Below are 23,807 nucleotides of genomic sequence, written 5' to 3'. Positions count from 1 at the left end.
GGAACTTTTGCTCCTATCATGGCTTTACCGGCTGCCGCCGTCCGGAGCGCCCCACAACGCACAACAACACCCAGGGCCTCCATGCCGCGCACGGCTTGAAGTGGGCCCCTGGGCCCACATCTAGGTGGCAGATTTCCCCACGGAGAATTCAACTTGAAACGTATCCTTCTGTTCGTCCTGACCAATGTGATGGTGGTCGCGGTGCTTGGCGTGGTCGCCAGCCTGCTCGGCGTCAACCGGTTCCTGACGGCCAACGGCCTCAATCTGGGCGCGCTGCTCGGCTTCGCGCTGGTGATGGGTTTCGGCGGCGCGATCATCTCGCTGCTCATCAGCAAGCCCATGGCCAAGTGGACCGCCGGCCTGAACATGATCGACAACCCCCAGACGCCCGACGAGGCCTGGATCGTCGGCACCGTGCGCAAGTTCGCCGACAAGGCCGGCATCGGCATGCCCGAGGTCGGCATCTTCGAGGGCGAGCCCAATGCCTTCGCCACCGGCGCGTTCAAGAACTCGTCGCTGGTGGCGGTGTCCACCGGCCTGCTGCAGAACATGACGCGCGAAGAGGTCGAGGCCGTCATCGGCCACGAGGTGGCGCACATCGCCAACGGCGACATGGTGACCATGACGCTGATCCAGGGCGTGATGAACACCTTCGTGGTGTTCCTGTCGCGTGTGATCGGCTATGCGGTCGACAGCTTCCTGCGCCGCGGCGACGATCGCTCGTCGGGCCCCGGCATCGGTTACTACGTGAGCACCATCGTGCTGGACATCGTGCTCGGCTTCGCCGCCGCCATGGTGGTGGCCTGGTTCTCGCGCCACCGCGAGTTCCGCGCCGACGCCGGCGCCGCCGCGCTCATGGGCCAGAAGCAGCCGATGATCAACGCGCTCGCCCGCCTGGGCGGCCTGCCGGCCGGCGAACTGCCCAAGGCCGTGGAAGCCATGGGCATCACCGGCAGCATCGGCAAGCTGTTCTCCACGCACCCGCCGATCGAGGATCGCATCGCGGCGCTGCAGAACGCGCAGCGTTGAGCTGAGCGGCAGCACAAATGAAAAGGGGCGGGTCCATGGACCCGCCCCTTTTTTCGTTCATCGAACGGCGTGCCGGCTTCGTTGCCGCCGCCGGCCCGTGACCGCTCAGTTGCCGGTGGGCGCGGGTTCCGAGGGTTGCGACGGTTCCGAGAGTTCAGCAGGCGCTTCCTCGGCCGACGGCGAAACGGCAACAGCAACTGCTTCGGCAGTGGCCCCGGCGGCAGCGGCTGCCTCCGCGGCAACCGCAGCGGCCTCGGCAGCTTCAGCGGCGGCCTGCGCCTTCTTCTGGTCGTCGCGCACGCGCTGCAGCGTGCGCGTCACCTCGGCGCGTTCCATGCCGTACATCTCCGCGAACTCCTGCTCGCTGCGGCCGCTGGCCTCGAAGGCGCGCAGCAGCGCTTCGCGCTTGGCGGCCTGCTGGGCGAGGTCGGCCAGGGCTTCGTCCACCACGGCGTTGGCGTTGGCGTCGCGCGAACGCACGAGCACCGCATAGGCCTCGCGGTCGAGGCCGGAGGCCTCGATGGCCTTGGCGATGCGCGTCACCAGCTGCGGGCGCAGGTCTTCACCGTTGTTGCGCTGCATGCGGCGGCGGTGCAGTTCGAGGATGGCGTGGTGCACATGCTCGGGCGCGACCGGGTCCAGCGCGTTGCCGTCGAGGTCGTGGCGCGCCAGGCCGGCGGCCACGGCCTCGAGGTAGCGCGTGGAGCGCGCATGCAGGCCCATGGCCACCTTGAGGTCTTCGGCCTTGAAGTCTTCGGGGTGACGGGCCAGCAGCTCGTCGTACACGCCCAGCTTCAGCGGCACGAAGCGCGCGCCGAACAGCTTGGGGTACAGCGCGAACAGGCGCTCGAGCGCCGGGTGCACCTTGCGTTGCGGGCGTGCCGGCTGGGCCTGCGCCTGCGACTTCTGTTGTTGCTGCTGCTGCTGGCGCGGCTGCTGCGGACGCTGGCCGCGGCCGCCGCGGCCGTCGCCGCCACCGGGATTCTTCTGGCGCGGCGGGCGGGAGGCCTGCTCTGCCTGCTCTGCCGGTTGGCTGGACGCGGGCGCATCTGCGCCCGCGTCGGTTCCTGTACCGGCCTGCAGCTGCTTCAGCTGGTCGGCCATGTCCAGTTGCGGGCGCCGGGGAGGGCGGGCGTTCGTCTTCGGGGTGGCGGTGGAAGCGTCGGTCATGCGGGGCGCGGTGGAATGAATTGGAAAAAAGAAAGCCGGCGGGGCGCGTTCAGCGCGGCCGGAACATCCTGAAGAGATTGTCGGGGCTGACTTCGAAGTAGTCAGCAGGGCCGCCTCCGCGCAGGATGGGCTGCGCCGCGGCGGTGTCGTAGATGCCGTCCTTCAGCAGGTGGCGCGCAATGTGCACGCCCACCACTTCGCCGAGGACGAGCCAGGTCTGCACCGGCACGCCGTCCACGCCCTCGAGCTGCAGGATCTGCGTGAGCCTGCACTCGAAGGACACGGGGCTCTCGGCCACGCGCGGCACCGCGATGGTCCGCGAGGCGGCCGTGGTGAGGCCGGCGAGCTCGAACTCGTTGACCTCGGGCGGCACGGCCGCGCACGAGCGGTTCATCTGCTCGGCCAGCGGGCGGGTCGCCAGGTTCCAGCCGAACTCCCGTGTCTGGCGGATGTTGTGCAGGCTGTCCTTGGCGCCGATGCTGGCGAAGCCGACCAGCGGCGGCGTGTAGTTGAAGGCGTTGAAGAAGCTGTACGGCGCGAGGTTGAGCGCGCCGTTCGCGTCCTGCGAGGAGATCCAGCCGATGGGGCGCGGCCCGACCATCGCGTTGAACGGGTCGTGCGGCAGGCCGTGGCCCTTGGCGGGTTCGTAGAAATGGAAGTCGTCGCTGGCCATGGAAGTCTCGGTGGTTCGCATGCGGTTCAGTGGCTCAGGGCCGAAGCCCGTGCCGCCTGCCGGCCGATCAGCAGCCGGAACGGCAGCAGCATCAGCACGCCCACGGCCAGCTTCACGGCGAGGTCGCCGAGCGCCCAGGTGAGCCACGGGCCGTCGGTGCCCGCGAAGGCGATGCCCCAGAACACGATGCTGTCGAGCACGGCCGCGATCACGGTGGCCACCAGCGGCGCACGCCACCACAGGCCGCGGCGCAGGCGGTCGAACACGCCGATGTCGAGCAGCTGCGAGGCGATGAAGGCCAGGCCCGAGGCCGCGGCGATGCGCGCCGGTGCGAGCAGCAGCGACACGCCCACCGCCACCGCGAAGCCGACCCACGCCACGCGCCGCGCCATGCCGGGACCGAAGCGCCGGTTGACGAGATCGCTCACGAGGTACGCCACCGGGTAGGTGAAGGCGCCCCAGGTCAGCCAGTCGTTGAGCGCGAACTGCACGAGGATGTTGGAGGCCAGCACCACGGCCGCCATGGCCAGCGTGGCGGCGGTCAGGTGGCCCAGCGTGGGGCGCTCGAAGCGCGTGGGTTGCATGGCCTGCATCAGACGTTCGCCGTGCGTTCGTGTTCGCGTTCGATTTGGGCCCGCACGCCATGCGCCACGGCCTCGGCCACCTTGATGCCGTCCACGCCGGCCGACAGGATGCCGCCCGCGTAGCTCGCGCCTTCGCCGGCCGGGTACAGGCCGCGCACGTTGAGGCTCTGGAAGTCGTCGCCGCGCGTGATGCGGATCGGCGAGGAGGTGCGCGTTTCGACGCCGGTGAGCACCGCGTCGTGCGTGTCGAAGCCCTTGATCTTGCGGCCGAAGGCGGGGAAGGCCTCGCGCATGGCCTCGATGGCGTAGGCCGGCAGGGCTTCGCGCAGGTCGGTGGGCGTCACGCCGGGCTTGTACGAAGGCGTGACGCTGCCCAGCGCGGTCGAGGGCTTGCCGGCCACGAAGTCGCCCACCAGCTGGCCGGGCGCGTGGTAGTTGCTGCCGCCGAGCACGTAGGCGTTGCTTTCGAGCGCGCGCTGCAGCGCGATGCCCGCGAGCGCGTCGCCGGGAGCATTGGCTTCCCATCCCGGGAAGTCCTTCGGGTCGATGCCGACCACGATGCCCGCGTTGGCGTTGCGCTCGTTGCGCGAGTACTGGCTCATGCCGTTGGTGACCACGCGGCCTGGCTCGCTGGTGGCCGCGACCACCGTGCCGCCGGGGCACATGCAGAAGCTGTACACCGAGCGGCCGTTGCTGGCGTGGTGCACCAGCTTGTAGTCGGCCGCGCCCAGCAGCGGGTGGCCCGCATGGCGGCCCCAGCGCGCGCGGTCGATCAGGCCTTGCGGGTGTTCCACGCGAAAGCCGATGGAGAAGGGCTTGGCCTCGATGTGCACGCCGCGCGCGTGCAGCATCTCGAAGGTGTCGCGCGAGCTGTGGCCCAGCGCCATCACGACGTGGTCGGCGCGCAGGTCGCTGCTGGTGCCCGTGGCCTGGTCGAGCACGGTGAGGCCGCGCAGGTGTTTGCCGCCCGGGCCGTCCTCGATGTGCACGTCGGTCACACGCTGCTCGAAGCGGATCTCGCCGCCCAGCGCCACGATCTGCTCGCGGATGTTCTCCACCACCTTCACCAGCTTGAAGGTGCCGATGTGCGGGTGCGCGACGTAGAGGATCTCGGGCGGCGCGCCGGCCTTCACGAACTCTTCCATCACCTTGCGCCCGAGAAAGCGCGGGTCCTTGATCTGGCTGTAGAGCTTGCCGTCGGAGAAGGTGCCGGCGCCGCCTTCGCCGAACTGCACGTTCGACTCGGGGTTCAGCGTGCTCTTGCGCCACAGGCCCCAGGTGTCGCGGGTGCGCTGGCGCACGGTCTTGCCGCGTTCGAGCACGATGGGCCGAAAGCCCATCTTCGCGAGCATCAGCGCCGCGAAGATGCCGCAGGGGCCGAAGCCGATGACCACCGGGCGCGACGCGCCTTCGGGCGCATCGGCCGGCGGCGCGTAGCGCATGTCGGGCGCGTTCTGGATGTGCGGATGGCCCGCGTGCTTCGCGAGCAGGGCGGCCTCGAGCTTGGCGTCTGTCAGCTGCACGTCGCAGATGTAGACGGTGAGCAGCTCCACCTTGCGCGCATCGAAGCTGCGCTTGTAGACGGTGTGGGAGGCGATCGCGTCGAGCGGAACGTCGAGCGTTCTGGCGATCAGGGTGACCAGCGCGTCGGGCGCGTGGTCGAGCGGGAGTTTGAGTTCGGAGATTCTCAGCATGGCGTGGGGCTTGTGGTTATCAAGCAGACCGCGCATTTTAAGCGCCGAAGGCGCTATCAAAGGTATAGCTGTGTCAGCCGCTGTATCAGGCGGGCAGGAAGCCTTCGACCGAGAGGTAGCGCTCGCCGGTGTCGTAGTTGAAGCCCAGCACCACGGCGTCGGGCGCCAGCGAGGGCAGCTTCTGCGCGATGGCCGCGAGCGTCGCACCCGAGGAGATGCCCACCAGCATGCCTTCTTCGACCGCGCAGCGGCGGGCCATTTCGCGCGCCGGTTCGGCGTCGACCTGCAGCACGCCGTCGAGCAGCGAGGTGTCGAGGTTCTTCGGAATGAAGCCCGCGCCGATGCCCTGAATGGGGTGCGGCGCCGGCGCGCCGCCGGAGATCACGGGCGAGGCCACCGGCTCCACCGCGAACACCTGCAGCTTGGGCCACTTCTTCTTGAGCACCCTGGCCACGCCCGTGATGTGGCCGCCCGTGCCCACGCCGGTGATGATGACGTCGATGCCCTCGGGGAAGTCGGCCGCGATTTCTTCGGCCGTGGTGCGCACGTGCACGTCGACGTTGGCGGGGTTGTTGAACTGCTGCGGCATCCACGCGCCGGGCGTGCCGGCCACGATTTCCTCGGCGCGGGCAATGGAGGCCTTCATGCCGCCGGCGCGCGGTGTCAGGTCGAAGGTGGCGCCGTAGGCCAGCATCAGGCGGCGGCGCTCCACCGACATGCTGTCGGGCATCACCAGGATCAGCTTGTAGCCCTTGACGGCCGCCACCATGGCCAGGCCGATGCCGGTGTTGCCCGAGGTGGGCTCGACGATGGTGCCGCCGGGCTTGAGCGCGCCGCTCTTCTCGGCGTCTTCCACCATCGACAGCGCGATGCGGTCCTTGATGGAGCCGCCGGGGTTGGCGCGCTCCGACTTGATCCACACCTGCTGCTTCGCATTGCCGAACAGGCGGTTGATGCGGATGTGCGGCGTGTTGCCGATGGTCTGGAGGATGTTCTGGGCCTTCATGGATGGGGTCTCCTTGGATCGATGCGTTGGTGTCGGAAGGACAGCGCGCATTGTGAGACCAGCCCGTTGCGCTTTCAGCGCGAGGGTGTTGCGGCAGGCAACAGGCGGCCTTGCAGCATCAGCGCGAGCGTCTTCAGCACCAGCAGGCCGACGATGAAGTTGGCGGCCACGAACGACGCCGGGGCCAGCCATTCGACCGGGCCGGTGGCGCCCGCGGCCAGCAGCCGCATCGCCAGCGTGGGCAGCGCGCCCACGCCGAAGCTGAAGGCCCAGTACGAGGGCGCGAAGGGCTGCCGCGCGATCCACGGCAGCAGCCGCAGGAGCAGCAGCGCCTGGAACACGCCGTAGCCCAGCAGGACCTGCGCGAACAGGTCGGGCGCGCCGCCGTTCAGGCTCAGGTAGGTGACGCCGCCCACCACCGCCGGCGCGAGCTGGATGCCGAGCACCGGGCGTTGCGCCTCGGGCATGGGCGGCTGCAGCGCGGCGCGCCCCAAGATCAGCGACTCGATGGCCAGCCACGAGAACAACCCCGCGCCGAAGAACAGCATGCCCAGCTGCGGCCAGCCGAAGGTGGCGGCCGCCGTGCCGGCCACGAAGTTCTGCGCCACGGCCGGCATGTAGATGGCCGGCGTGACCATCTCGGGCTGGCGCCCGCCCTGCCACATGCGGCCGTAGAGCCAGAGGCCGAGCACCAGTTGCGCCGAGACGGCCACGGCGAACACGGCCAGCGCCACGGGCCGCGAATACGGCAGCAGCGCCATTGCCGCCAGCATGCTGGCGACCGGGCCCAGCGCTGCGAACGACGACTGCACCGGGTGGTTCATCTCGGCGCGCGCCTCGGCGCCGTGGCGCAGCCACTTGCCGACGTACAGCGCCAGCACGGCGAGCCACACCGCGATGCCGCTCCACGTCACCGCGGGTGCGATGTCGGGCGGCAGGTGCCACAGCGGCGTGGCCACGCGCCAGGCATTGCCCATGGCGAGCACGCCGACGGCGATGCCGAAGAAGGAGGCCGGGATGGCGGGGAGAGCCGAGAGGGCCGAGGGCGTTGAAAGAGGGGCACGATCGGAAGTCATTCTGTTCACCTCGTGAAAAGAGCCGTAAAGAGCCCTGTGGAGGGCGTTGGAACGACTTTAGGCCGGCATGCCGCACGTTTGAATGCCAGAATGCCTCACAAAATTGCTCCAACGTCTCGCGCCCATGCCATGGATCCCTTGAGCGAACTCGTCGGATGGCTCGACCCGCGCGGCCGCATGGACCTGCGTTGCCTGTTCGGGGAAGACTGGGCCGCGCCGCACGAGGCCATCGGCCCGTGGCGCGCGCCGTTCCACATCCTGCTGCGCGGGCGCTGCGACCTCTGGCTGCCGGAAAGCCGCACGCTGGTGCCGCTGGAGGAGGGCAGCCTCGTGGTGCTGCCGCGCGGCTCGGCGCATGTGCTGCGCACCGCGGGGCGCGAGGAGGAAGGCCGCGAGGGCCAGGAGGGCCGCGCGATTCGGCTGCGCCCCGGCGAGCTGGTCGACCTCAAGACCAACCTGCGCCAACCCGCGAAGGCCGACACCGACATCCTCTGCGGCGAGTTCGAGTTTCCGGGCCGGCGCCGCAGCACGTTGCTCGAGGCGCTGCCCGAGCCCATGGTGATCCCGTTCGCGCAGCACCCCGGATACGGCTGGCTCGAAGGGCTGGTGCGGCTCATGGCGCACGAGATCGAGCAGCAGCGCCCGGGTGCGGCGGCCATCGTGGCACAGCTGTCGGGCACGCTGTTCACGCTGGCGGTGCGGGCGTACCTGGCCACGCTGCCGGCGCTGCCCGCCTCGCCTGCCTTGCCCACGTCGCCCGCCTTGCCCGCCTTGCCCGCCTCGCCCGGTGTGCTCGGGCTCATGGCCAGCCCGCGCCTGGCCCCCGGGCTGCAGGCCATGCTGGCGCAGCCTGAAAAGGCGTGGACCGTGGCCCTGCTGGCCGAGCGCTGCCACATGTCGCGCGCCACCTTCGCGCGCGAGTTCGCGCGGCGCGCGGGCACCGGCCCGCTGGAGCTGCTGACCACCTTGCGCATGGAGCTCGCGTCGCGCTGCTGGCGCGGGGCGGGCAGGACACGGCCAGCGTGGGCGAGGCGGTCGGCTACCGCTCGGAGGCGGCCTTCAACCGCGCGTTCACGCGGCATGCGGGCGTGACGCCGGGGCGCTTTCGGCGCGCCGCCGCCGGCGCGCGCTGATCAGCCGGCCAGCACCGGCCGGCGCAGCGGCGCCTTCCACAGCTCCGCCAGCAGCACGCCCGCCACCGTCAGCACGCCGCCCACCGCGTGGTACGCCGCCAACGACTCGCCGATGACGGCCGCGGCAATCACTGCCGTGAACAGCGGGATCAGGTTGAAGAACATGCTCGCGCGGCTCGGGCCGATGTGCGCCACCGTGTGCATCCACACCAGCGGCGCGATCATGGATGCGCCCAGCCCTGCGAACGCGACCAGCGGCAGGTTGGCGGCCGACAGGCCCACCCGTGGCGTGAGCAGGTACAGCGGCAGCAGCGCAATCACCGCGACCACGATCTGCAGGTACAGCAGCTGCAGCGCGGGCACGTTCTTCATGCCCCAGCGCTTGAGCAGGATCACGTAGACGGCATAGGCCAGCATCGCCAGCAGCATGAGGGCGTCGCCCATGTTCGCGCCGCTCTTCAGCAGCGTGCCCAGGTCGCCGGAAGACACCACCACCAGCACGCCCGCGATCGACACCAGCGAGCCGGCCACCGCGCCCGCCGTGAGCCGCTGGCCCAGCAGCAGGATGGACAGCGCCAGCACCATCATGGGCGTGAGCGAGCCGATGATGCCCATGTGCGTGGCCGTGGTCAGGTAGGCCGCGTAGTACGCCAGGCTCTGGTAGACCACCATGCCCAGCAGGCCGAGCACCGCGATGCGGCCCAGCTGCGGACGAATGGCCTGCCAGTTGCGCAGCACCGGGCGCAGCGCCAGCGGCGTGAAGAGCAGGGCGGCCAGCAGCCAGCGGTAGAAGCTGATCTCGGCCGGCGCGATGGTGCCGGCCGCCATCTTGCTGACGACGACGTTGCCCGACCAGATGACGACGGCGAGCAGGGGGAAGGCATAGGGCCACATGCGGTGAGTGCTTTCTTTTTCGGGGTACGGACCTATCATGGATGCGTCCGTCCTGCGGCATATAGCGCGATCAGGACATCCCGTCCGGAATTCCGGACGTTTTCTTGCCGAGGAGCCCCGCACCCCATGGCCGACCGGTTGCGCTACGTGCAGATCCAGGACGTGGAGGGCATGCCTGGGCCCTTCTATTTCAACTACGACGAGTTCGGCGCCGACATGCTGGCCGCGCCGCACAGCCACAGCTGGGGCCACCTGAACTACGCCGCACACGGCACCCTGCAGATGGAGACCGAGGGCCTGCGCTTCCTGTCGCCGCCGCAGTACGCGGTGTGGATTCCGCCGACGGTGGTGCACAGCTGCACGCTGCGCCATGCCATCGTCTACCGCACCATCTACATCACGCCCGGCCTGTGCGCCGGCGCCGGGCTGCCGGACGCGCCCTGCACCGTGCGCATCAGCCCGATCATCCGCAGCGTGCTGGCCGACTTCGCGGCGCGCGACGTGCGCGAGCCGAAGACGCCCGCCGACCTGCGGCTGGCGCACGTGGTGGTCGACCAGCTCGCCGTGGCCGAGGTGCAGCGCAGCTACCTGCCGGCGGCGGCGTCGCCAGCGCTCGCGACCGTGCTCGAAGCGCTGCAGGCCGACCCCGGCGACCACCGCCCGCTGGCCGAATGGGCCGAGCGCGTGCACATGACCGAGCGCACGCTGGCGCGCCAATGCCAGCGGGAGCTGGGCATGTCCTTCGGCGACTGGCGCCAGCGGCTGCGCTTCCTGCGCGCCATCGACGCGCTGGAGGCCGGCCGCACGGTGCAGGAGATCGCGTTCGACCTGGGCTACAGCACCGCGTCGGCCTTCATCGCGATGTTCCAGCGCGAAGCCGGAACCACGCCCGAGCAGTACCGGCGCGAGTTCTGCGGCATCGCCTGAAAAGGGCGGGCTTCGTCATGAGGCGATAATCCGCCCCGTGAAGCACGCCAGACCGCCGCTGGTGCAAGCCCGAAAGGGACGACGCCGCAAGGCGCCGTGTCGAAAGACCGCACTGGAGGAACGTCCGGACTGCACAGGACAGCGCAGGAGTTAACGACTCTCCACCGTGAGGTGAGGATCAGAGCAACAGAGACGAGCCGATTGAGTTCGGGTGAAACGGGCAATCTCTGCGCGCAGCAACACCAAGTAGGCCAGTATCGAGGTGGTTCCGCTGAGCTGGCGGGTAGGTGGCATCGAGCCGTTTGGCGACAAACGGCCCAGAGTAATGGCGGTCACGCCGGAGTCTTCGCAAGAGGGCTCCGGTGCACAGAATCCGGCTTATCGGCGAGCTTCACACTTTTCTTTCAGCCGGCGCAGCCAGCGCCGTGCTTCAGGCGCCGTGCTTCGAGCGCCGTCCCTCAGGCGGACAGGTCGCCTTGCGGCAGCCGGTGCAGGGCGTAGCAGCGCCGCAAGCTGTCGATCCACGCCGATGACACGCCCGCGAGCGATGCCTCGAGGATGAGGCCGGCGTCGTCGGACACATAGGCCGCCAGCTCCGGGTCGCCCGTGCGTTCGGCCGTGTTCTTGAACACCCATTCCCGCAGGTCTTTCGAACCCGCTTCCTGTTCGTGGCGCGCTGCTTCCGGCTGGCCCTTGCCGGCGTCGTCCACATCGGCGGCCGCGAGCGACCACGCGGCGTCGAACGGCGCGTCGTCGCGCGCATCCAGGTAGTCGTCCACCGAAAAGCCGGGCTGGGCCATCGCTTGCGCCAGCGTGGCTTCGATATCGCGTTTGAGCTGTTCCACGTCCATCCGGCCGATTCTCCCGCTCGTTGCCGCACGGGCTGCGCGGATTGGTAGTTACCCCTATAATCGATAGCAGACTAACTATTAGGCAGCTACCGTGACCGACCCCGAAACCTCCCGGCAGACACGCGCACAGGCGCTGATGCGGCTCGGCACGTCGCTTTCGGTGCTGCAGCGCGGCTACCGCGCCGCGGCCGACAAGGCGGTGGCGCACGTGGGCGTGTCGCAGACGCTGGCCTACCCGATCGTGATGCTCGGGCGCATGAACGGCGAGGTGCGCCAGGGCGTGCTGGCCGAGGCGCTGGGCATCGAAGGCCCGTCGCTGGTGCGCTCGGTCGACCAGCTGGTGGAAGCCGGCCTGGTCGAACGCCGCGAAGACCCGGCCGACCGCCGCGCCAAGACCCTGCACCTCACCGAGGCCGGCAAGGCCACCTGCGCGCCCATCGAGGCCTCGCTGGTGCTGATGCGCGCGTCGCTGTTCGACGGCGTGTCCGACGAGGACGTGGCCGCCTGCCTGCGCGTGTTCGGCGTGCTCGAGGAGCGCATGGGCGTTCGCGCCGTGCTGACGCCCCCGCCGCCGCAAGCCGTGCCGCCGCAGGAGCGGGAAGGGCGCAAGTAAATGGCCGGGCTCTCTCTTCCGCGCTTCAGCCGCGCGGAGCTCCTGTTTTCCGGCAAGAGCTTCGCCGCCGCCATGCTGGCGATGTACCTGGCCAGCCGCGCCGGCCTGCCGCGCCCCTTCTGGGCGCTCATGACCACCTACGTCGTGGCGCACCCGCTGGCCGGTGCCGTGCGCTCCAAGGCGCTGTACCGCTTCTGCGGCACGCTCATCGGCAGCACCGCCACCGTGCTGCTGGTGCCCGCGCTGTCCAACGCGCCCGAGCTGCTCACGCTGGTGCTCGCGCTGTGGGTCGGCCTGTGCCTGTGCATCTCGCTGTTCGACCGCACGCCGCGCTCCTACGTGTTCATGCTCGCGGGCTACACGGCCGCGCTGATCGGCTTTCCGTCGGTGCAGACGCCGCTCGCGCTGTTCGACACCGCCGTGGCGCGCGTGGAAGAAATCGGCCTGGGCATCTTCTGCGCCACGCTGGTCCACAGCCTGGTGTTCCCCGCGGGGCTCGCGCCGACCGTGCTGGGCCTGCTCGACCGCACGCTGGTCGATGCGCGCAAGTGGCTCGGCGACCTGCTGCAGCCTGCGGGCCGCGCCGGTGGTACAGGTGCTGCCGGTGGCACGGCCGATGCCGACCCCAAGCGCCTCGACGACGACCGCCGCCGCCTCGCCGGCGACATCACGCAGCTGCGCCTGCTCTCCACCCACGTGCCCTTCGACACCACGCACCTGCGCTGGACCGCCGGCGCCATCCGCGCGATGCAGGACCGCGTCGCCGCGCTCACGCCCGCGCTGTCCGCCGTCGAAGACCGGCTGCAGGCGCTCGAACAGGCCGAAGGCCGGCTCGCGCCCGACGTGGCCGCCGTGCTTGCACAAGCCGCGCAATGGCTGCGCGACGAAGCCGAGCCCACCGGCGACGCCGCGGCGCGCGCCCAGCGGCTGCAGGCCCTGCGCCGCGCCATCGACACGCTGAGCACCATGCCCGCCACGGCTGCCGGCACTGCCGCGCAACCCACCCCCTGGGGCCGCGCCCTGCGCATCGGCCTGGCCGGCCGGCTCGAGGAACTTGTCGACGGCTGGACCGCCTGCGCACAACTTCGCCTCGACATCGACGAAGGCCTGAAGGGCGCCGCGCCGCTGCGCCGCACCGCCGCGCTCGGCAGCCGTGTGCTGCACCGCGACTACGGCATGGCGCTGCTGTCGGCGCTGGCCGCCGTCATCGCCATCTGCCTGTGCGGCGCGTTCTGGATCATCACCGGCTGGCCTTCGGGTTCGGCCGCGCCCATGATGGCCGCCGTTTTCTGCTGCTTCTTCGCCACCATGGACGACCCCGTGCCGGCGATCCACGGCTTCTTGAAGTGGACGCTGTGGTCCATTCCCGTCTCCGCGCTCTACGTGCTGGTGCTCATGCCCACCGTGCAGGACTTCGGCATGCTCGCGCTGATCTGCGCGCCGCTGTTCCTGCTGCTGGGCGTCTACATGGCGCGGCCCACGCACTTCATGGCCGCGATGGCGCTGATCTTCGGCGTGGCCGGCACGCTCGCGCTGCACGACACCGCCAGCTCCGACCTCGTGAGCTTCACCAACGGCATGATCGGCCAGATCGTCGGCGTGGTGGTCGCGGCGCGCGTCACCCGCCTCGTGCGCTCGGTGGGCGCCGACTGGAGCGCGCGGCGCATCCAGCGCGCCACCTGGCGCGAGCTCGGCGACATGGCCGCTTCTTCGCAACCGCAGTACGCGCAAAGCGACGCCTACGCCGTTCGCATGCTCGACCGCATCGGCCTGCTCGCGCCGCGCATCGCGCAGGCCGGCGGCACCGTCGAGGGCGTGGCCGCGAACGACGCGCTGCGCGACCTGCGCATGGGCGCCGACATCGCCGTGCTGCAGCGCGTGCGCGCGCAGCTGCCGATGGCCACTTCGGCCGCGCTGCTGGGCGGCATCTCGCGCTTCTTCCGCCAGCGCGGCGAAGGCCGCATGAACCCGCGCCCGCCGGGCCTGCTGACGCAGATCGACGAAGCCCTGGGCGCCCTGCTGGCCGAGCGCAACGCGTCGTCTTCCGCGGCTTCCCGCGCGGCCGTCACCGCACTGGTCGGCCTGCGCCGCAACCTCTTTCCCGACGCGCCGCCCATGCTGGCGAGCGCGCCCGTGCCAGTCATTCAAGGAGCGTCCGCATGATCGGCGAAGCCAGTTTCTACGGCCTGTACCTGCCCTGGATCATGGTGCTGGCGCTCGGCGCCTTCGCGGCCCTGTGGGCCGTGCGCCGCCTGCTCGCGGCCACCGGCGTCTACCGCTGGGTGTGGCACCCCGCGCTGTTCGACATGGCGCTGTACCTGCTGCTGCTCTACGCGCTGAGCCGCGCGACCTCTTACCTTCAATAAATAAACGAGATTCCCATGAAAGCCAGTCCTTCCTTCGACAACCCCTGGGCCCAGCGCCTGGGGCGTGTTCTCCTGACCGTCGTGGTGGTGGCCGCCGCCGTGTGGGCGGGCCTGCGCCTGTGGGACCACTACGAACTCGCGCCGTGGACGCGCGACGGCCGCGTGCGCGCCAACGTCGTGCAGATCGCACCCGACGTGTCGGGCCTGGTCACGGCCGTGCCCATTCGCGACAACCAGTCGGTGGCCGCCGGCACGCTGCTGTTCGAGGTGGACCGCGCGCGCTACGACCTCGCCGTGCGCCAGGCCCAGGCCGCGCTGTCGGCCCAGCGCGCCATGAGCGCCCAGGTGCAGCGCGAGAACCAGCGCAACGTGGGGCTCGACGACCTCATCTCCAAGGAGTCGCGCGAGCAGACCCGTTCGCGCGTCGAGCAGATGCAGGCCGCCGTCGCGCAGGCCGAAGTGGCGCTCGACTCGGCCCGCCTCAACCTGCAGCGCGCCGAAGTGCGCGCGCCCACCGACGGCCTGGTGACCAACCTCGACCTGCGCCAGGGCAGCTACGCCGCGGCCGGCCGTCCGGTGCTCGCGCTGGTCGACGCGCAGTCGTTCTACGTCGAAGGCTACTTCGAGGAAACCAAGCTGCCGCGCATCCACCTCGGCGACCGCGTGCGCGTGACGCCCATGGGCGGCGGCGCGGTGCTCGAAGGCGCGGTCGACAGCGTGGCCGCCGGCATTGCCGACCACGACCGCTCCACCAGCGCCAACCTGCTGCCCAGCGTGAACCCCACGTTCAACTGGGTGCGCCTGGCGCAGCGCATTCCAGTGCGCATCAAGCTCGACCCGCTGCCGCAGGGCGCGCGCCTGGTCGCGGGCCAGACGGTCACGGTGCAGGTGCTGGAGAACAAGGCGGCCCGCAACGCCGCAGCAACGGCGCCTGCCGCACAGAAGGGGTGAATCACATGACCGGCTTCGCATTCCGCATCGCGGCGCTGGCCGCCGCGGCCGGGCTCGCCGCCTGCGCCGCGGTCGGCCCCGACTACCACCAGCCGCCCGAGGCGCTGGCCAGCCAGGCCGGCGCCGCACGGCCCTTCGCCGAGGCTCCCGCCAACGCCGCGCCGCTGCCCGCGCACTGGTGGCGCCTGTACCACGACCCGCTGCTCGACAAGCTCGTGGCGCAGGCCCTGGCCCACAACACCGACCTGCGCCAGGCCGTGGCCAACCTCGAGCGCGAACGCGCCATCGAGGACGAAGTGGCCGGCGCCAAGTACCCCACCATCGGCGTGAACGGCGGCCCGTCGTTCGGCCACGTGTCGGGCCTGTCGCTGCTGCAGAAGGGCTACGAGCCGCCGAGCACCTTCAACTACAGCGCGGGCGCCTCGCTGTCCTACCAGGTCGACCTGTTCGGCCAGATCCGCCGCGGCATCGAGGCCTCGCAGGCCAACACCCAGGCCGCCGAAGCCGCGCTCGACCTGGTGCGCGTGAACGTGGCAGCGGGCACCGCGCGTGCCTATGCCGAGGCCTGCTCGAGCGGCCTTCGCCTGCAGATCGCGCAGAAGTCGGTGTCGCTGCAGCAGGACGCCGTGAACGTCACCGACCGCCTGCAGCGCGCGGGCCGCGCCGGCGCCATCGACGCCAACCGCGCCCGCGCGCAGCTGCAGCAGCTCAATGCCTCGCTGCCGCCGCTCAAGGCCGAACGCCAGGGCGCGCTGTACCGCCTGGCCACGCTCACCGGCGCGCTGCCGCAAGACTTTCCGCGCGAGGTGGCCGACTGCACCGTGCCGCCGCGCGTGGCCGGCGCGCTGCCGGTCGGCGACGGCGCCGCGCTGCTGCGCCGCCGCCCCGACATCCGCCAGGCCGAACGCAGCCTTGCCGCATCGACCGCGCGCATCGGCGTGGCCACGGCCGACCTGTACCCGAAGATCACGCTGGGCCTGTCGGGCTCGTCGGTGGGCCATGCCGACGGCTTCGGCCGCAAGGACACCTTCGCGTGGAGCCTCGGCCCGCTGATCTCGTGGACCCTGCCCAACACCGGCGTCGTGCAGTCGCACATCGCGCAGGCCGAGGCCGGCACGCGCGCCGCGCTCGCCAGGTTCGACGGCACCGTGCTCACCGCGCTGCGCGAGACCGAGACCGCGCTCGGCACCTACGCCCGCGAGCTCGACCGCCATGCCGCGCTGCAGGCCGCGCGCGACGAGAGCGCCAAGGTCGCCGCGCAGGCGCGCCAGCTGTACCAGAATGGCCGCACCGCCTACCTCGACTCGCTCGACGCCGAGCGCTCGCTGGCCACCAGCGAAGCGGCGCTCGCGGCCAGCGAGGCGCAGCTGGCCGACGACCAGGTCGTGCTGTTCATGGCACTGGGCGGGGGCTGGGAGCCGGCCGATGACAACCTGGCGCAAGGCGCCACGCCAACCGAAGCGACGAACACCAAGCAATGACCACCAAGCAATGACCGCCACCGCAGCAACCACCGAGCCGCAGCGCCGCCCGCACGCACCGCTGTGGCTGCTCGCGCTGGTCACCTTCAGCGGCACGCTGGCCATGCACATCTTCGTGCCCGCGCTGCCCATCGCCGCGAAGAGCCTGGGCGCCGGCATGGGCGCCATGCAGATGACGGTGAGCCTCTACATCTTCGGCCTCGCCGTGGGGCAGCTGGTGTACGGCCCGCTTGCCGACCGCTACGGCCGCCGCCCGGTGCTGCTGCTGGGGCTCGGGCTGTACTGCGTGGCCGGCCTTGCGGCTGCCATGGCGCCTGAAGTGCATTCGCTGATCGCGGCGCGGCTGTTCCAGGCCGTGGGCGGCTGCGCCGGCCTCGTGCTGGGCCGCAGCATCGTGCGCGACACCGCCGAGCCGCAGGAGGCCACGCAACGCCTGGCGTTGATGAACCTCATGGTCACCATCGGCCCGAGCCTCGCGCCGCTGATCGGCGGCGCGCTGGCCACCGCGCTGGGCTGGCGCTCGATCTTCTACGCGCTCTTCGCGCTCGGCGTCATCGGCTTCCTGGCCACCTGGCGCCTGCTGCCCGAAACCGGCGCGCCGGGTGCCCGCGTGAATGCGCGCGACCTGGCGCGCAACTACAGGAAGCTGCTGGGCTCGCCGGCCTTCCTGGGCTTCTCGGTGGGCGGCGGTTGCGCCACCACGTCGATGTACGCCTTCATCGCGTCGGCGCCCTTCATCTTCGTGGACCAGCTGCACCGGCCCGCGCACGAGGCGGGCATCTACCTGGCCATCCTGGTGTCGGGCGTGTGGCTGGGCAGCTTCCTCACGAGCCACCTGATCTCGCGCGTGCGCGTCGACCGGCTCATGACGCGCTCCAACTCATTGAGCGTGGCCGCGGCCTTCGTGCTGCTCGGCGCGGCGCTGAGCGACCATCTCTCGGTGACGCTCATCGTCGTGTGCATGTTCCTCTACACGGTGGGCGCCGGCATGGCCTCGCCGGCCGCGCTGACGCAGGCGATCAGCGTGAACCCGCAGGTCATTGGCTCGGCCTCGGGCCTGTACGGCTTCACGCAGATGGCCGTGGGCGCGCTGTGCACGGCGCTCGCCGGCATGGGCCACCGCAACCCCGCGCTGGCCTCGGCCATCGTGCTGGCGGGGGCGGGCATCCTGGCGCAGCTGTCTTTCGCGGTGGCGCTGCGCGCGCAGCGGCGCGCGGGCGCGGCCAAGGCGTAGCCAGTGCGCAATCAGCGCGTAGTCAATCTCAACGCGTGAACAGCCAGCCGCCCTTCGGCTGGCGCGTCAGCTCATGGCGCTTCACCGCGCGCTCCTCGCCGTCGTCGCCCACGTAGACCACCTCGAAGCGCAGCAGCTTCGGCGTCACCATCTTCCAGTTCTGGATGCGCTTGACCGTCACGCAGGCGGTCTTGTCGTGGTACTGCATCTCGGCCATCGGGGCGCCCTGGAAGCCCGTGCCGTCAAACAGCCGGCCGGACGCGGCGAAGGGGTTGAGCACCGCGCCGTTGCGCGCGGTGATGCAGCCCTCGGTGCGCACGAACGACTCGATGGTCGGTGACGCGCTGCGCAGCACCTTGCCGATGGCCGGGCTGGGCGTCTTGCCGTCGAGCGCCTCGCGGATGCGCTCCACCTGCTGCTCGGTGATCGGCGCAAGGCCGTCGCGGGTGATCACCGCCGGCGGCGGGGCCGTGGCCGCGGGCGGCGGCGTGGGCTCGAAAAAACTGCAGCCCGTCACCAGTGCCAGGGGCACGGTGCAAGCGAGAGCAAGGGCAAGGGCGGCGCTCGGTGAGCCGAACTTCATGGCTGAGTCTCCTGTCGGCGGCACGCGTGTGCCGCAGGCTGAAAATTGCAGTCCGCGAACATGCGGTGCGTCGTCGGGGGCGTTGTCTGGAGCCTCGGGCTCCTGTTGTTGTTGGGGTGCCTCAGAAGCGTTCGTGGGGCGCGAGGTAGCGCCACTGGCCGGGCTGCAGCCCCGCCAGCGGCACGCGGCCGATGCGGATGCGGCGCATCGCAAGAATGCGCAGCCCCACGTTGTCGCAGATGTGTGCAATCTGGCCCGGCCGCGCACCCTTCAGCGCAAAGCGCAGGCCGGTCTGTTCGTCGCTCTGGCGGCCGATGCTCACGCGCGCGGGCGAGCGCTCCAGCCGCGCCAGCACCTCGGGGCCCACCGGGCCGGCCACGTCCACCATCACCTCGTGCTCGAGGATGCCGGCGTCTTCGTGCAGCTTGCGTTCGATGCGGAACTCCTGCGTGTACGCCACCAGTCCGCTGGCGCCGGTTTCCAGCGGCGTCATGCACTGCTGCGCCTTCGCATGCGCGGGCAGGAACTTCTGGCCGGCGCGTTCGGGCTCGTGGTGGTTCGCGGCCACCAGCAGGCGGTGCGCGTTGTCGGTCGGCATGCCCGCGGGTTTGTACAGCAGCAATGTGACAGGCAGCAAGGGCTCGGGCTTGGCGCCGGCCTGGATCTCGACCTGCTGGTGCGGCAGCACGCGCGACTGCGGCAGCATCTGCTGCACGCCGTCGACACGCACCGCGCCGTTCTCGATCAGCAGCTCGGCTTCGCGGCGCGACACGCCGGCCATCGCGGCGACGCGCTTGGCCAGGCGAATGCCTTCGTCTTCGGGGGTGTTCTTGTCGTTCTTGTTGTTCATCAGGAAGCAGTCAGTTGCCGGATGCGCGCCACGTGCGCCGCCAGCGAGCGCGCGGCCACCGGCCACATGCGCTCGGGCACATCGTCATAGGCCAGCGGCAGCCATTGCTCGGGCGTGCCGTCGGGCAGCTTCTGCATGGCGGCGGCAATCTTCGCCTCGCGCTTCAGGCGGTGCGCCTTCAGCATGCCGATGGCGGTGCGCGCAAAGCCGATCACGTAGCCGTGCGCGGGCAGGATGAACTCGATGCCGCCCGCCTCGCAGGCCGCGTCGAGCGTGTCCAGCGAGTCGAGGTAGGCCGTCATGTCGCCGTCGGGCGGGTCGACCACCGTGGTGCTGCCGTTCAGGATGTGGTCGCCCGAGAACAGCAGGCCGTCTTCCTCGAGCACCAGGCACAGGTGGTTGGCCGCGTGGCCGGGCGTGTGGATCACGCGCAGGGTGTGCGTGAGCGCTTCGCCGTCGGCCCCGGTGCCCGAGAGCACCAGCCGTTCGCCGTGCGCCAGTTCGCGCTCGGCCGTGAATCGTGCCGTGGCGCGCGCGGTCGGCGCCGAAGACAGCCCCAGGATCGGCGGCTTCGTGCCCTTGCACAGCGCCTGCAGCGGCGCCGCGCCGGGCGAGTGGTCGGCATGCGAATGCGTGCACACGATCATGCGGATGTCGCCCTGCGTGATGCGCCACAGCCGGCCGATGTGGTCGAAGTCGTTCGGGCCCGGGTCGATCACGATGTAGCCGATGGCCGCGTCGCCCACGATGTAGCTGTTGGTGCCCGGGCCGGTCATGGCGCTCGGGTTGGGCGCGGTCAGGCGCATCACGTTCTTCAGCAGCGCCACGCCCTGCGCGCTCTGCCAGTCGAGCGCATGCAGCATCTGGCCGTCGGGGCACACCAGCGCGAGTTCGCCGAAGGGTGGCTCGTGTTCCATGTAGCGCACGTCCGCGCCCTTGAGCAGGCCGCCGCGCGGGCAGCTGGTCCACAGCGGCGCCTCGCCGGCGCCGGCGGGCGCGCAGGCCTCCAGCACCGAGTCGACGTTGGTGTACGCGGCCATGCGCTGCAGCGTGCGCACGGTCGGGAAGATCATGAAGAAGGTGCCCGCGTCGTGGCGCGCCAGCGCGTCGGCGGGGCGCACCCAGCAGGGCTCGAACTGCTCGCTCTCGTCGGCCGCGGGTGTCTGGCCTTCGGGCATGCGCGCCACCAGGAAGGGCACGTCGAAGCGCTTGGGCAGGTCGCGGTCGGTGATCCAGTGCGCGAAGGTGAACACCTGGTCCGAGTCGAGCACCAGCCCGCGCGCGGCGCATTGGTCGGCAAAGGCGGCGCCGGCGGTGTCGTTGCGGTCCATCGATGCGATGTCCGCGTCGCTCACCGGGCGGCCGTCGGCGTGGTGCGCCAGCAGGATGCCGAGTTCTTCGAAAGCCTCGCGGATGGCCGCGATGGCCTGCGTGCGCTGCACGCGGCTTTGCGTGGGGCGGCGCGTGGCGATGCGCTTGGCGGCTTCGTCGGCCGCGTCGATGTGACCGCCGGGGAACACGTAGGCGCCGGGCGCGAAGCTGGCGGTGGCCGAGCGGCGCGTCATGAGCACCTCGAAACCGGCGTCGGTGTCGCGCAGCAGCAGCACGGTGGCGGCGGCGCGCACCGTCGCGGGCTCGCGGTGGGGGTGGAGTTGTTGGGAGGGGCGGACCATGGGGGGATTATCGGGAGCGGGCGCGGTACGTGCTTGGAACGGCGCACCGGGTGCATAAGCTCATATGGATTCGGGCATCAGCGCCGCGCCACAATTCGCGCTTGCACCGCCTGCCCTGAACAAGGACTGAAAGACTGTCATGGCCAATTCTCCCTCCTCTCCCTTGCGTTTTGTCCGCCGCGCACTGCTGCTGGCCGCCGCCTCGCTCGCCGTGCCCGCCGCCTTCGCCCAGCACGACTGGCCGCAGCAGCCCGTCACGCTGATCATGGGCTTCCCCGCCGGCTCCGGCGTCGACGTGGTCGCCCGCGCCATCCAGGAACCGCTGGCAAGGCAGCTGGGCCGCCCGGTCATCATCGACTACAAGTCGGGCGCGGCCGGCAACATCGCCAGCGAGTACGTGGCCCACGCCAGGCCCGACGGCTACACGCTGTCCTTCGGCACCGCGGCCACGCACGGCAGCAACGCCGCGCTCTACAAGAAGCTGCCCTTCGACGTGGAGGCCGACTTCATTCCGGTGGCGCCGGTGCTCGACGTGTCGAACGTGCTCACCGTCAATCCCGACGTGATCAACGTCAAGACCTTGAAGGAATTCGTCGAGCTGGTCAAGGCCAATCCGGGCAAGTACAACTATGCGTCTACAGGCAACGGCGCCGGCACGCACATGGCCTTTGCCGAGTTCAATTCGCGCCTCGGGCTGAACATGGTGCACGTGCCCTACAAGGGCGGCCCCGAGGCCATCACGTCGGTGGTGCGCGGCGAGACCTGCTGCATCATGAACCAGGTGCAGACCGTGCTGCCGCACTACAAGGCCGGCAAGGTGCGCCTGCTGGGCGTGACCACCGCCACCGCCGTGCCGGCCGTGAAGGAGGTGCCCACCATCGCCTCGAGCGGCGTGCCGGGCACCAAGGGCTTCGACAGCTCGATCTGGTTCGGCATCTTCGCGCCCAAGGGCACCGACCCGCAGATCGTCGACAAGCTCAACGCCGCCGTGAAGGCCGTGCTCGAAACGCCCGAGGTCCGCGAGCGCTTCGAGAGCCAGGGCAACACCGTGCGCATCGAGACGCCGGCCCAGTTCAAGAAGACCGTGCACGACAACCGCGTGAAGTGGGCCGAGGTCGCGAAGGCCGCGAACATCAGCATCGACTGATCAGAGCGTCTTCGTCAGCGTGAGGATGAAGCGCGCCTTGTTCGGCGAGAAAGTCTGCTTGCCGAAGGCGCCGAACCCCAGGTCCACGCCCGGGTTGCTCACCGAAAGATAGGCGCTCTGCTTGTTCGCCCCCTGCACCGAGCCGGCCAGTGACAGGCCGTTGCCGAAGTCGTAGCTGGCGCCCACGTTGTAGTCCACATAGCTCCTGTAGCCCAGGCTGCGGATGTCGCTGGACATGTTCGTGTAGCCCACCGCCGCCTTCAACGTGACCTTGGGAAAAACCTCCTTGCTGTAGGCCAGGTTCAGGTAGCCGGTGTTGGTGCCCTTGAGGCCCGAGCCGGCCTTGTTGCCCGCGTAGCCGAAGTAGTCCTTCGACACCGTGTGCGAGTACTTCAGCGTGAACGAGCCGATGGCCTCGCTCGTGTAGCCCGCGCTGCCGTACAGCTCCGTGGTGTTGCCCGAGGAGTTGCCCGGGTACAGGTAGGTGAGCGCGCCCACGTCCATGTCGAACGGGCCGGCCTTGAACTTGTAGCCGCCGTAGATGTCGCTCTCCAGGCTGTTGCCCTTGAGCCAGTTGACGCTCGAATTCCAGTTGCCCACGTAGAAGCCGCTGTCGCCGAAGGCGTAGTCCAGGCCGCCCTGGATGGCGGGCTTGAAAGTGGACGTCCTGGCGTAGTCGTTCTTGCCCAGCATGTCCTGGTCCTGGCCGCGGAACTTGTAGTTCGTGGTGAGCGCCACGTTGCCCGCGAGCTGCGCGTTCGCAAGCATCGGCAGGGCGGCCAGGGTGGGAAGAACGAGCACCGGCAGGGCGATGCGAAGGAGGTGTTTCATCGAGAGAATTCGCTAACGGATGGAGGAGCCGGCAGCGTAGGAGCGGGCGTCTAAAAGCCGCGTAAAAAATGCAGGCCGCGGCGCAAAAGTTTGGCGTCAGGCATCGTCATCGCAACCACGCCGGCCATCACGCACGCCAGGCCGATCCATGCCGTGGGCGCGAGCGCTTCACCGAGAAACACCACCCCGATCGCCACGCCGATGGGCACGCGCAGGTAGGCCTGCGCGGCGGTCGACATCGGCCCCAGCGTCTTGATGAGCCTGAAGTAGATGGTGAAGGCCAGCGCCGTCGACAGCACCGCGAGCGCCAGCACGGCCAGCATCGATGCCGCCGACGGCGCGAGCGTCCACGGCCGGTCGATCGCGATGCTCGCGGGCAGCAGCATCGCCGCGCCGCTCAGCAGCGAGCCTGCGGCCGGCACCATCGGGTCCAGCCCCTTGAACACGCGCCCGAACATGGCGGCGCAGCCGTAGCAAACCGCCGCGGCCACCAGCGCGAGCTGCGCGAGCAGCGAATGCCCGAGCCCGTGCAGCGCCTCGAAGCCGACGATCAGGCAGATGCCCGCCAGCCCCGCGCCCACGCCGAACAGGCGGCGCAGCGTGGGCGTCTCGGAGCCGCCCAGGCACAGCCCCAGCAGGAAGATGAAGATCGGCGAGGTCGAGTTGAGGATGGTCGCCAGCCCCGCGTCGACGCTGCGCTCGGCCCACGCAATCAGCGTGAAAGGCAGCACGCTGTTCAGGCAGGCCTGCAGCAGGAAGCGCCGCCACATCGCCGGGTCTGCGGGCAAACGCACGCCGCGCATGCGCAGCACCGCGAGCAGCAGCAGCCCGGCGACCAGCGTGCGCGCCGCGATCAGCGTGAGCGGCGGAATCGTCGCCACGCCGATCTTGATGAAGGTGTACGAGGCGCCCCAGCAAGTGGCGAGCACCGCGAGCAGCACCCATTCGAAACAGGCGGCGTGGGGTTTGCCTGAAGCGGCAAGAGGGGTGGTGTGCATGGTGCGCCGATCTTCGCGAGACCGGCCCACCGACACTTCGCTC

General features: G+C 70.2%; 23 protein-coding genes, 1 other RNA gene and 1 pseudogene. 12 read left to right on the top strand and 13 right to left on the bottom strand.

Annotated features, from left to right (window positions below; translation table 11 throughout):
- Window positions 1-153 precede the first annotated feature (153 nt).
- A complete protein-coding gene (htpX, locus tag BM013_RS10625) occupies window positions 154-1,029 on the top strand; it encodes a protease HtpX (protein WP_093126288.1) in 876 nt (291 codons plus the stop codon).
- A gap of 105 nt (window positions 1,030-1,134) precedes the next feature.
- On the opposite strand, the gene BM013_RS10620 is transcribed toward htpX, so the two are convergent.
- The 6 genes from BM013_RS10620 to tehA all read right to left on the bottom strand — a co-directional run bounded on the left by BM013_RS10620 (window position 1,135) and on the right by tehA (window position 7,232).
- Window positions 1,135-2,199: a ProQ/FINO family protein gene (locus tag BM013_RS10620; protein ID WP_093126285.1), complete on the bottom strand. Its 1,065-nt coding sequence runs from the start codon at window positions 2,197-2,199 to the stop codon at window positions 1,135-1,137.
- A gap of 49 nt (window positions 2,200-2,248) precedes the next feature.
- Window positions 2,249-2,893, bottom strand: a complete 645-nt coding sequence (locus BM013_RS10615; RefSeq protein WP_256221451.1) for a flavin reductase family protein — start codon at window positions 2,891-2,893, stop codon at window positions 2,249-2,251.
- 5 nt (window positions 2,894-2,898) lie between these two features.
- A complete protein-coding gene (locus BM013_RS10610) occupies window positions 2,899-3,456 on the bottom strand; it encodes a VUT family protein (RefSeq protein WP_093126823.1) in 558 nt (185 codons plus the stop codon).
- An 8-nt stretch (window positions 3,457-3,464) separates the two neighbouring features.
- Window positions 3,465-5,150, bottom strand: a complete 1,686-nt coding sequence (locus BM013_RS10605; protein ID WP_093126282.1) for an NAD(P)/FAD-dependent oxidoreductase — start codon at window positions 5,148-5,150, stop codon at window positions 3,465-3,467.
- Window positions 5,151-5,235: 85 nt separating this feature from the next.
- The gene (gene cysK, locus BM013_RS10600) at window positions 5,236-6,156 is read right to left on the bottom strand and encodes a cysteine synthase A (RefSeq protein WP_093126280.1); all 921 of its coding nucleotides are present in this window, start codon (window positions 6,154-6,156) and stop codon (window positions 5,236-5,238) included.
- 74 nt (window positions 6,157-6,230) lie between these two features.
- Entirely contained in the window at window positions 6,231-7,232 is a 1,002-nt protein-coding gene (gene tehA / locus BM013_RS10595; protein ID WP_093126278.1) for a dicarboxylate transporter/tellurite-resistance protein TehA, read from the bottom strand.
- Window positions 7,233-7,322: 90 nt separating this feature from the next.
- Here tehA and BM013_RS42205 point away from each other — a divergent pair.
- Window positions 7,323-7,934 (top strand): annotated as a pseudogene (locus BM013_RS42205) (cupin domain-containing protein); the annotation flags it as partial.
- Between the two features lie 158 nt (window positions 7,935-8,092).
- The gene (locus BM013_RS42200) at window positions 8,093-8,365 is read left to right on the top strand and encodes a helix-turn-helix domain-containing protein (protein WP_371279854.1); all 273 of its coding nucleotides are present in this window, start codon (window positions 8,093-8,095) and stop codon (window positions 8,363-8,365) included.
- Here the strand turns inward: BM013_RS42200 and BM013_RS10585 are convergent, their stop codons facing one another.
- On the bottom strand, window positions 8,366-9,259 hold the full coding sequence (locus BM013_RS10585) for a DMT family transporter (RefSeq protein ID WP_093126273.1): 894 nt from the start codon (window positions 9,257-9,259) through the stop codon (window positions 8,366-8,368).
- Between the two features lie 126 nt (window positions 9,260-9,385).
- Here BM013_RS10585 and BM013_RS10580 point away from each other — a divergent pair, with 126 nt between their 5' ends.
- Both BM013_RS10580 and rnpB read left to right on the top strand, forming a co-directional pair.
- Entirely contained in the window at window positions 9,386-10,186 is an 801-nt protein-coding gene (locus BM013_RS10580; protein WP_093126270.1) for an AraC family transcriptional regulator, read from the top strand.
- A gap of 39 nt (window positions 10,187-10,225) precedes the next feature.
- Window positions 10,226-10,583, top strand: an RNA gene (gene rnpB / locus BM013_RS10575) — RNase P RNA component class A.
- 61 nt (window positions 10,584-10,644) lie between these two features.
- Here rnpB and BM013_RS10570 read toward each other — a convergent pair.
- A complete protein-coding gene (locus BM013_RS10570; protein WP_143098263.1) occupies window positions 10,645-11,031 on the bottom strand; it encodes a hypothetical protein in 387 nt (128 codons plus the stop codon).
- Between the two features lie 142 nt (window positions 11,032-11,173).
- Here BM013_RS10570 and BM013_RS10565 point away from each other — a divergent pair, with 142 nt between their 5' ends.
- The 6 genes from BM013_RS10565 to BM013_RS10540 are packed head-to-tail and all read left to right on the top strand — an operon-like array spanning window position 11,174 to window position 17,682.
- The gene (locus BM013_RS10565) at window positions 11,174-11,650 is read left to right on the top strand and encodes a MarR family winged helix-turn-helix transcriptional regulator (protein ID WP_093126265.1); all 477 of its coding nucleotides are present in this window, start codon (window positions 11,174-11,176) and stop codon (window positions 11,648-11,650) included.
- Entirely contained in the window at window positions 11,651-13,813 is a 2,163-nt protein-coding gene (locus BM013_RS10560) for an FUSC family protein (protein ID WP_093126262.1), read from the top strand. It begins immediately after the preceding gene.
- Window positions 13,810-14,016 carry a DUF1656 domain-containing protein gene (locus BM013_RS10555; protein ID WP_093126261.1) on the top strand — a complete coding sequence of 69 codons (207 nt, stop codon included), beginning with the start codon at window positions 13,810-13,812 and terminating at the stop codon, window positions 14,014-14,016. Before BM013_RS10560 ends, BM013_RS10555 begins: the two co-directional genes overlap by 4 nt.
- A gap of 15 nt (window positions 14,017-14,031) precedes the next feature.
- Window positions 14,032-14,967, top strand: a complete 936-nt coding sequence (locus BM013_RS10550) for an efflux RND transporter periplasmic adaptor subunit (protein WP_093126259.1) — start codon at window positions 14,032-14,034, stop codon at window positions 14,965-14,967.
- 5 nt (window positions 14,968-14,972) lie between these two features.
- Window positions 14,973-16,448 (top strand): efflux transporter outer membrane subunit, encoded by a 1,476-nt coding sequence (locus BM013_RS10545; protein ID WP_093126258.1) that lies wholly within the window; start codon window positions 14,973-14,975, stop codon window positions 16,446-16,448.
- Between the two features lie 10 nt (window positions 16,449-16,458).
- Window positions 16,459-17,682, top strand: a complete 1,224-nt coding sequence (locus BM013_RS10540; RefSeq protein WP_093126256.1) for a multidrug effflux MFS transporter — start codon at window positions 16,459-16,461, stop codon at window positions 17,680-17,682.
- 28 nt (window positions 17,683-17,710) lie between these two features.
- Here the strand turns inward: BM013_RS10540 and BM013_RS10535 are convergent, their stop codons facing one another.
- The 3 genes from BM013_RS10535 to BM013_RS10525 all read right to left on the bottom strand — a co-directional run bounded on the left by BM013_RS10535 (window position 17,711) and on the right by BM013_RS10525 (window position 20,788).
- Entirely contained in the window at window positions 17,711-18,265 is a 555-nt protein-coding gene (locus BM013_RS10535) for a hypothetical protein (protein ID WP_093126254.1), read from the bottom strand.
- A 121-nt stretch (window positions 18,266-18,386) separates the two neighbouring features.
- Window positions 18,387-19,115, bottom strand: coding sequence for an RNA pseudouridine synthase (locus BM013_RS10530; protein WP_093126253.1), 729 nt, complete (start codon window positions 19,113-19,115; stop codon window positions 18,387-18,389).
- A complete protein-coding gene (locus BM013_RS10525) occupies window positions 19,115-20,788 on the bottom strand; it encodes an MBL fold metallo-hydrolase (RefSeq protein WP_093126251.1) in 1,674 nt (557 codons plus the stop codon). The genes BM013_RS10530 and BM013_RS10525 overlap by 1 nt, the downstream gene beginning before the upstream one ends.
- Before the next feature lie 139 nt (window positions 20,789-20,927).
- On the opposite strand from BM013_RS10525, the gene BM013_RS10520 reads away from it, so the two are divergent.
- Window positions 20,928-21,935, top strand: coding sequence for a Bug family tripartite tricarboxylate transporter substrate binding protein (locus BM013_RS10520; RefSeq protein ID WP_093126250.1), 1,008 nt, complete (start codon window positions 20,928-20,930; stop codon window positions 21,933-21,935).
- Here BM013_RS10520 and BM013_RS10515 read toward each other — a convergent pair whose 3' ends face one another.
- A complete protein-coding gene (locus tag BM013_RS10515) occupies window positions 21,936-22,766 on the bottom strand; it encodes a TorF family putative porin (RefSeq protein WP_093126248.1) in 831 nt (276 codons plus the stop codon).
- 50 nt (window positions 22,767-22,816) lie between these two features.
- Window positions 22,817-23,764 carry a DMT family transporter gene (locus BM013_RS10510; RefSeq protein ID WP_093126246.1) on the bottom strand — a complete coding sequence of 316 codons (948 nt, stop codon included), beginning with the start codon at window positions 23,762-23,764 and terminating at the stop codon, window positions 22,817-22,819.
- Window positions 23,765-23,807: the final 43 nt, after the last annotated feature.

It is taken from the genome of Variovorax sp. OK605, assembly GCF_900115445.1.
In the GTDB taxonomy this organism is placed as follows: Bacteria; Pseudomonadota; Gammaproteobacteria; order Burkholderiales; family Burkholderiaceae_C; genus Variovorax.
The sequence above is the reverse complement of the archived record's forward strand: the minus strand, read 5'-3'. Positions and strand labels throughout refer to the sequence as shown.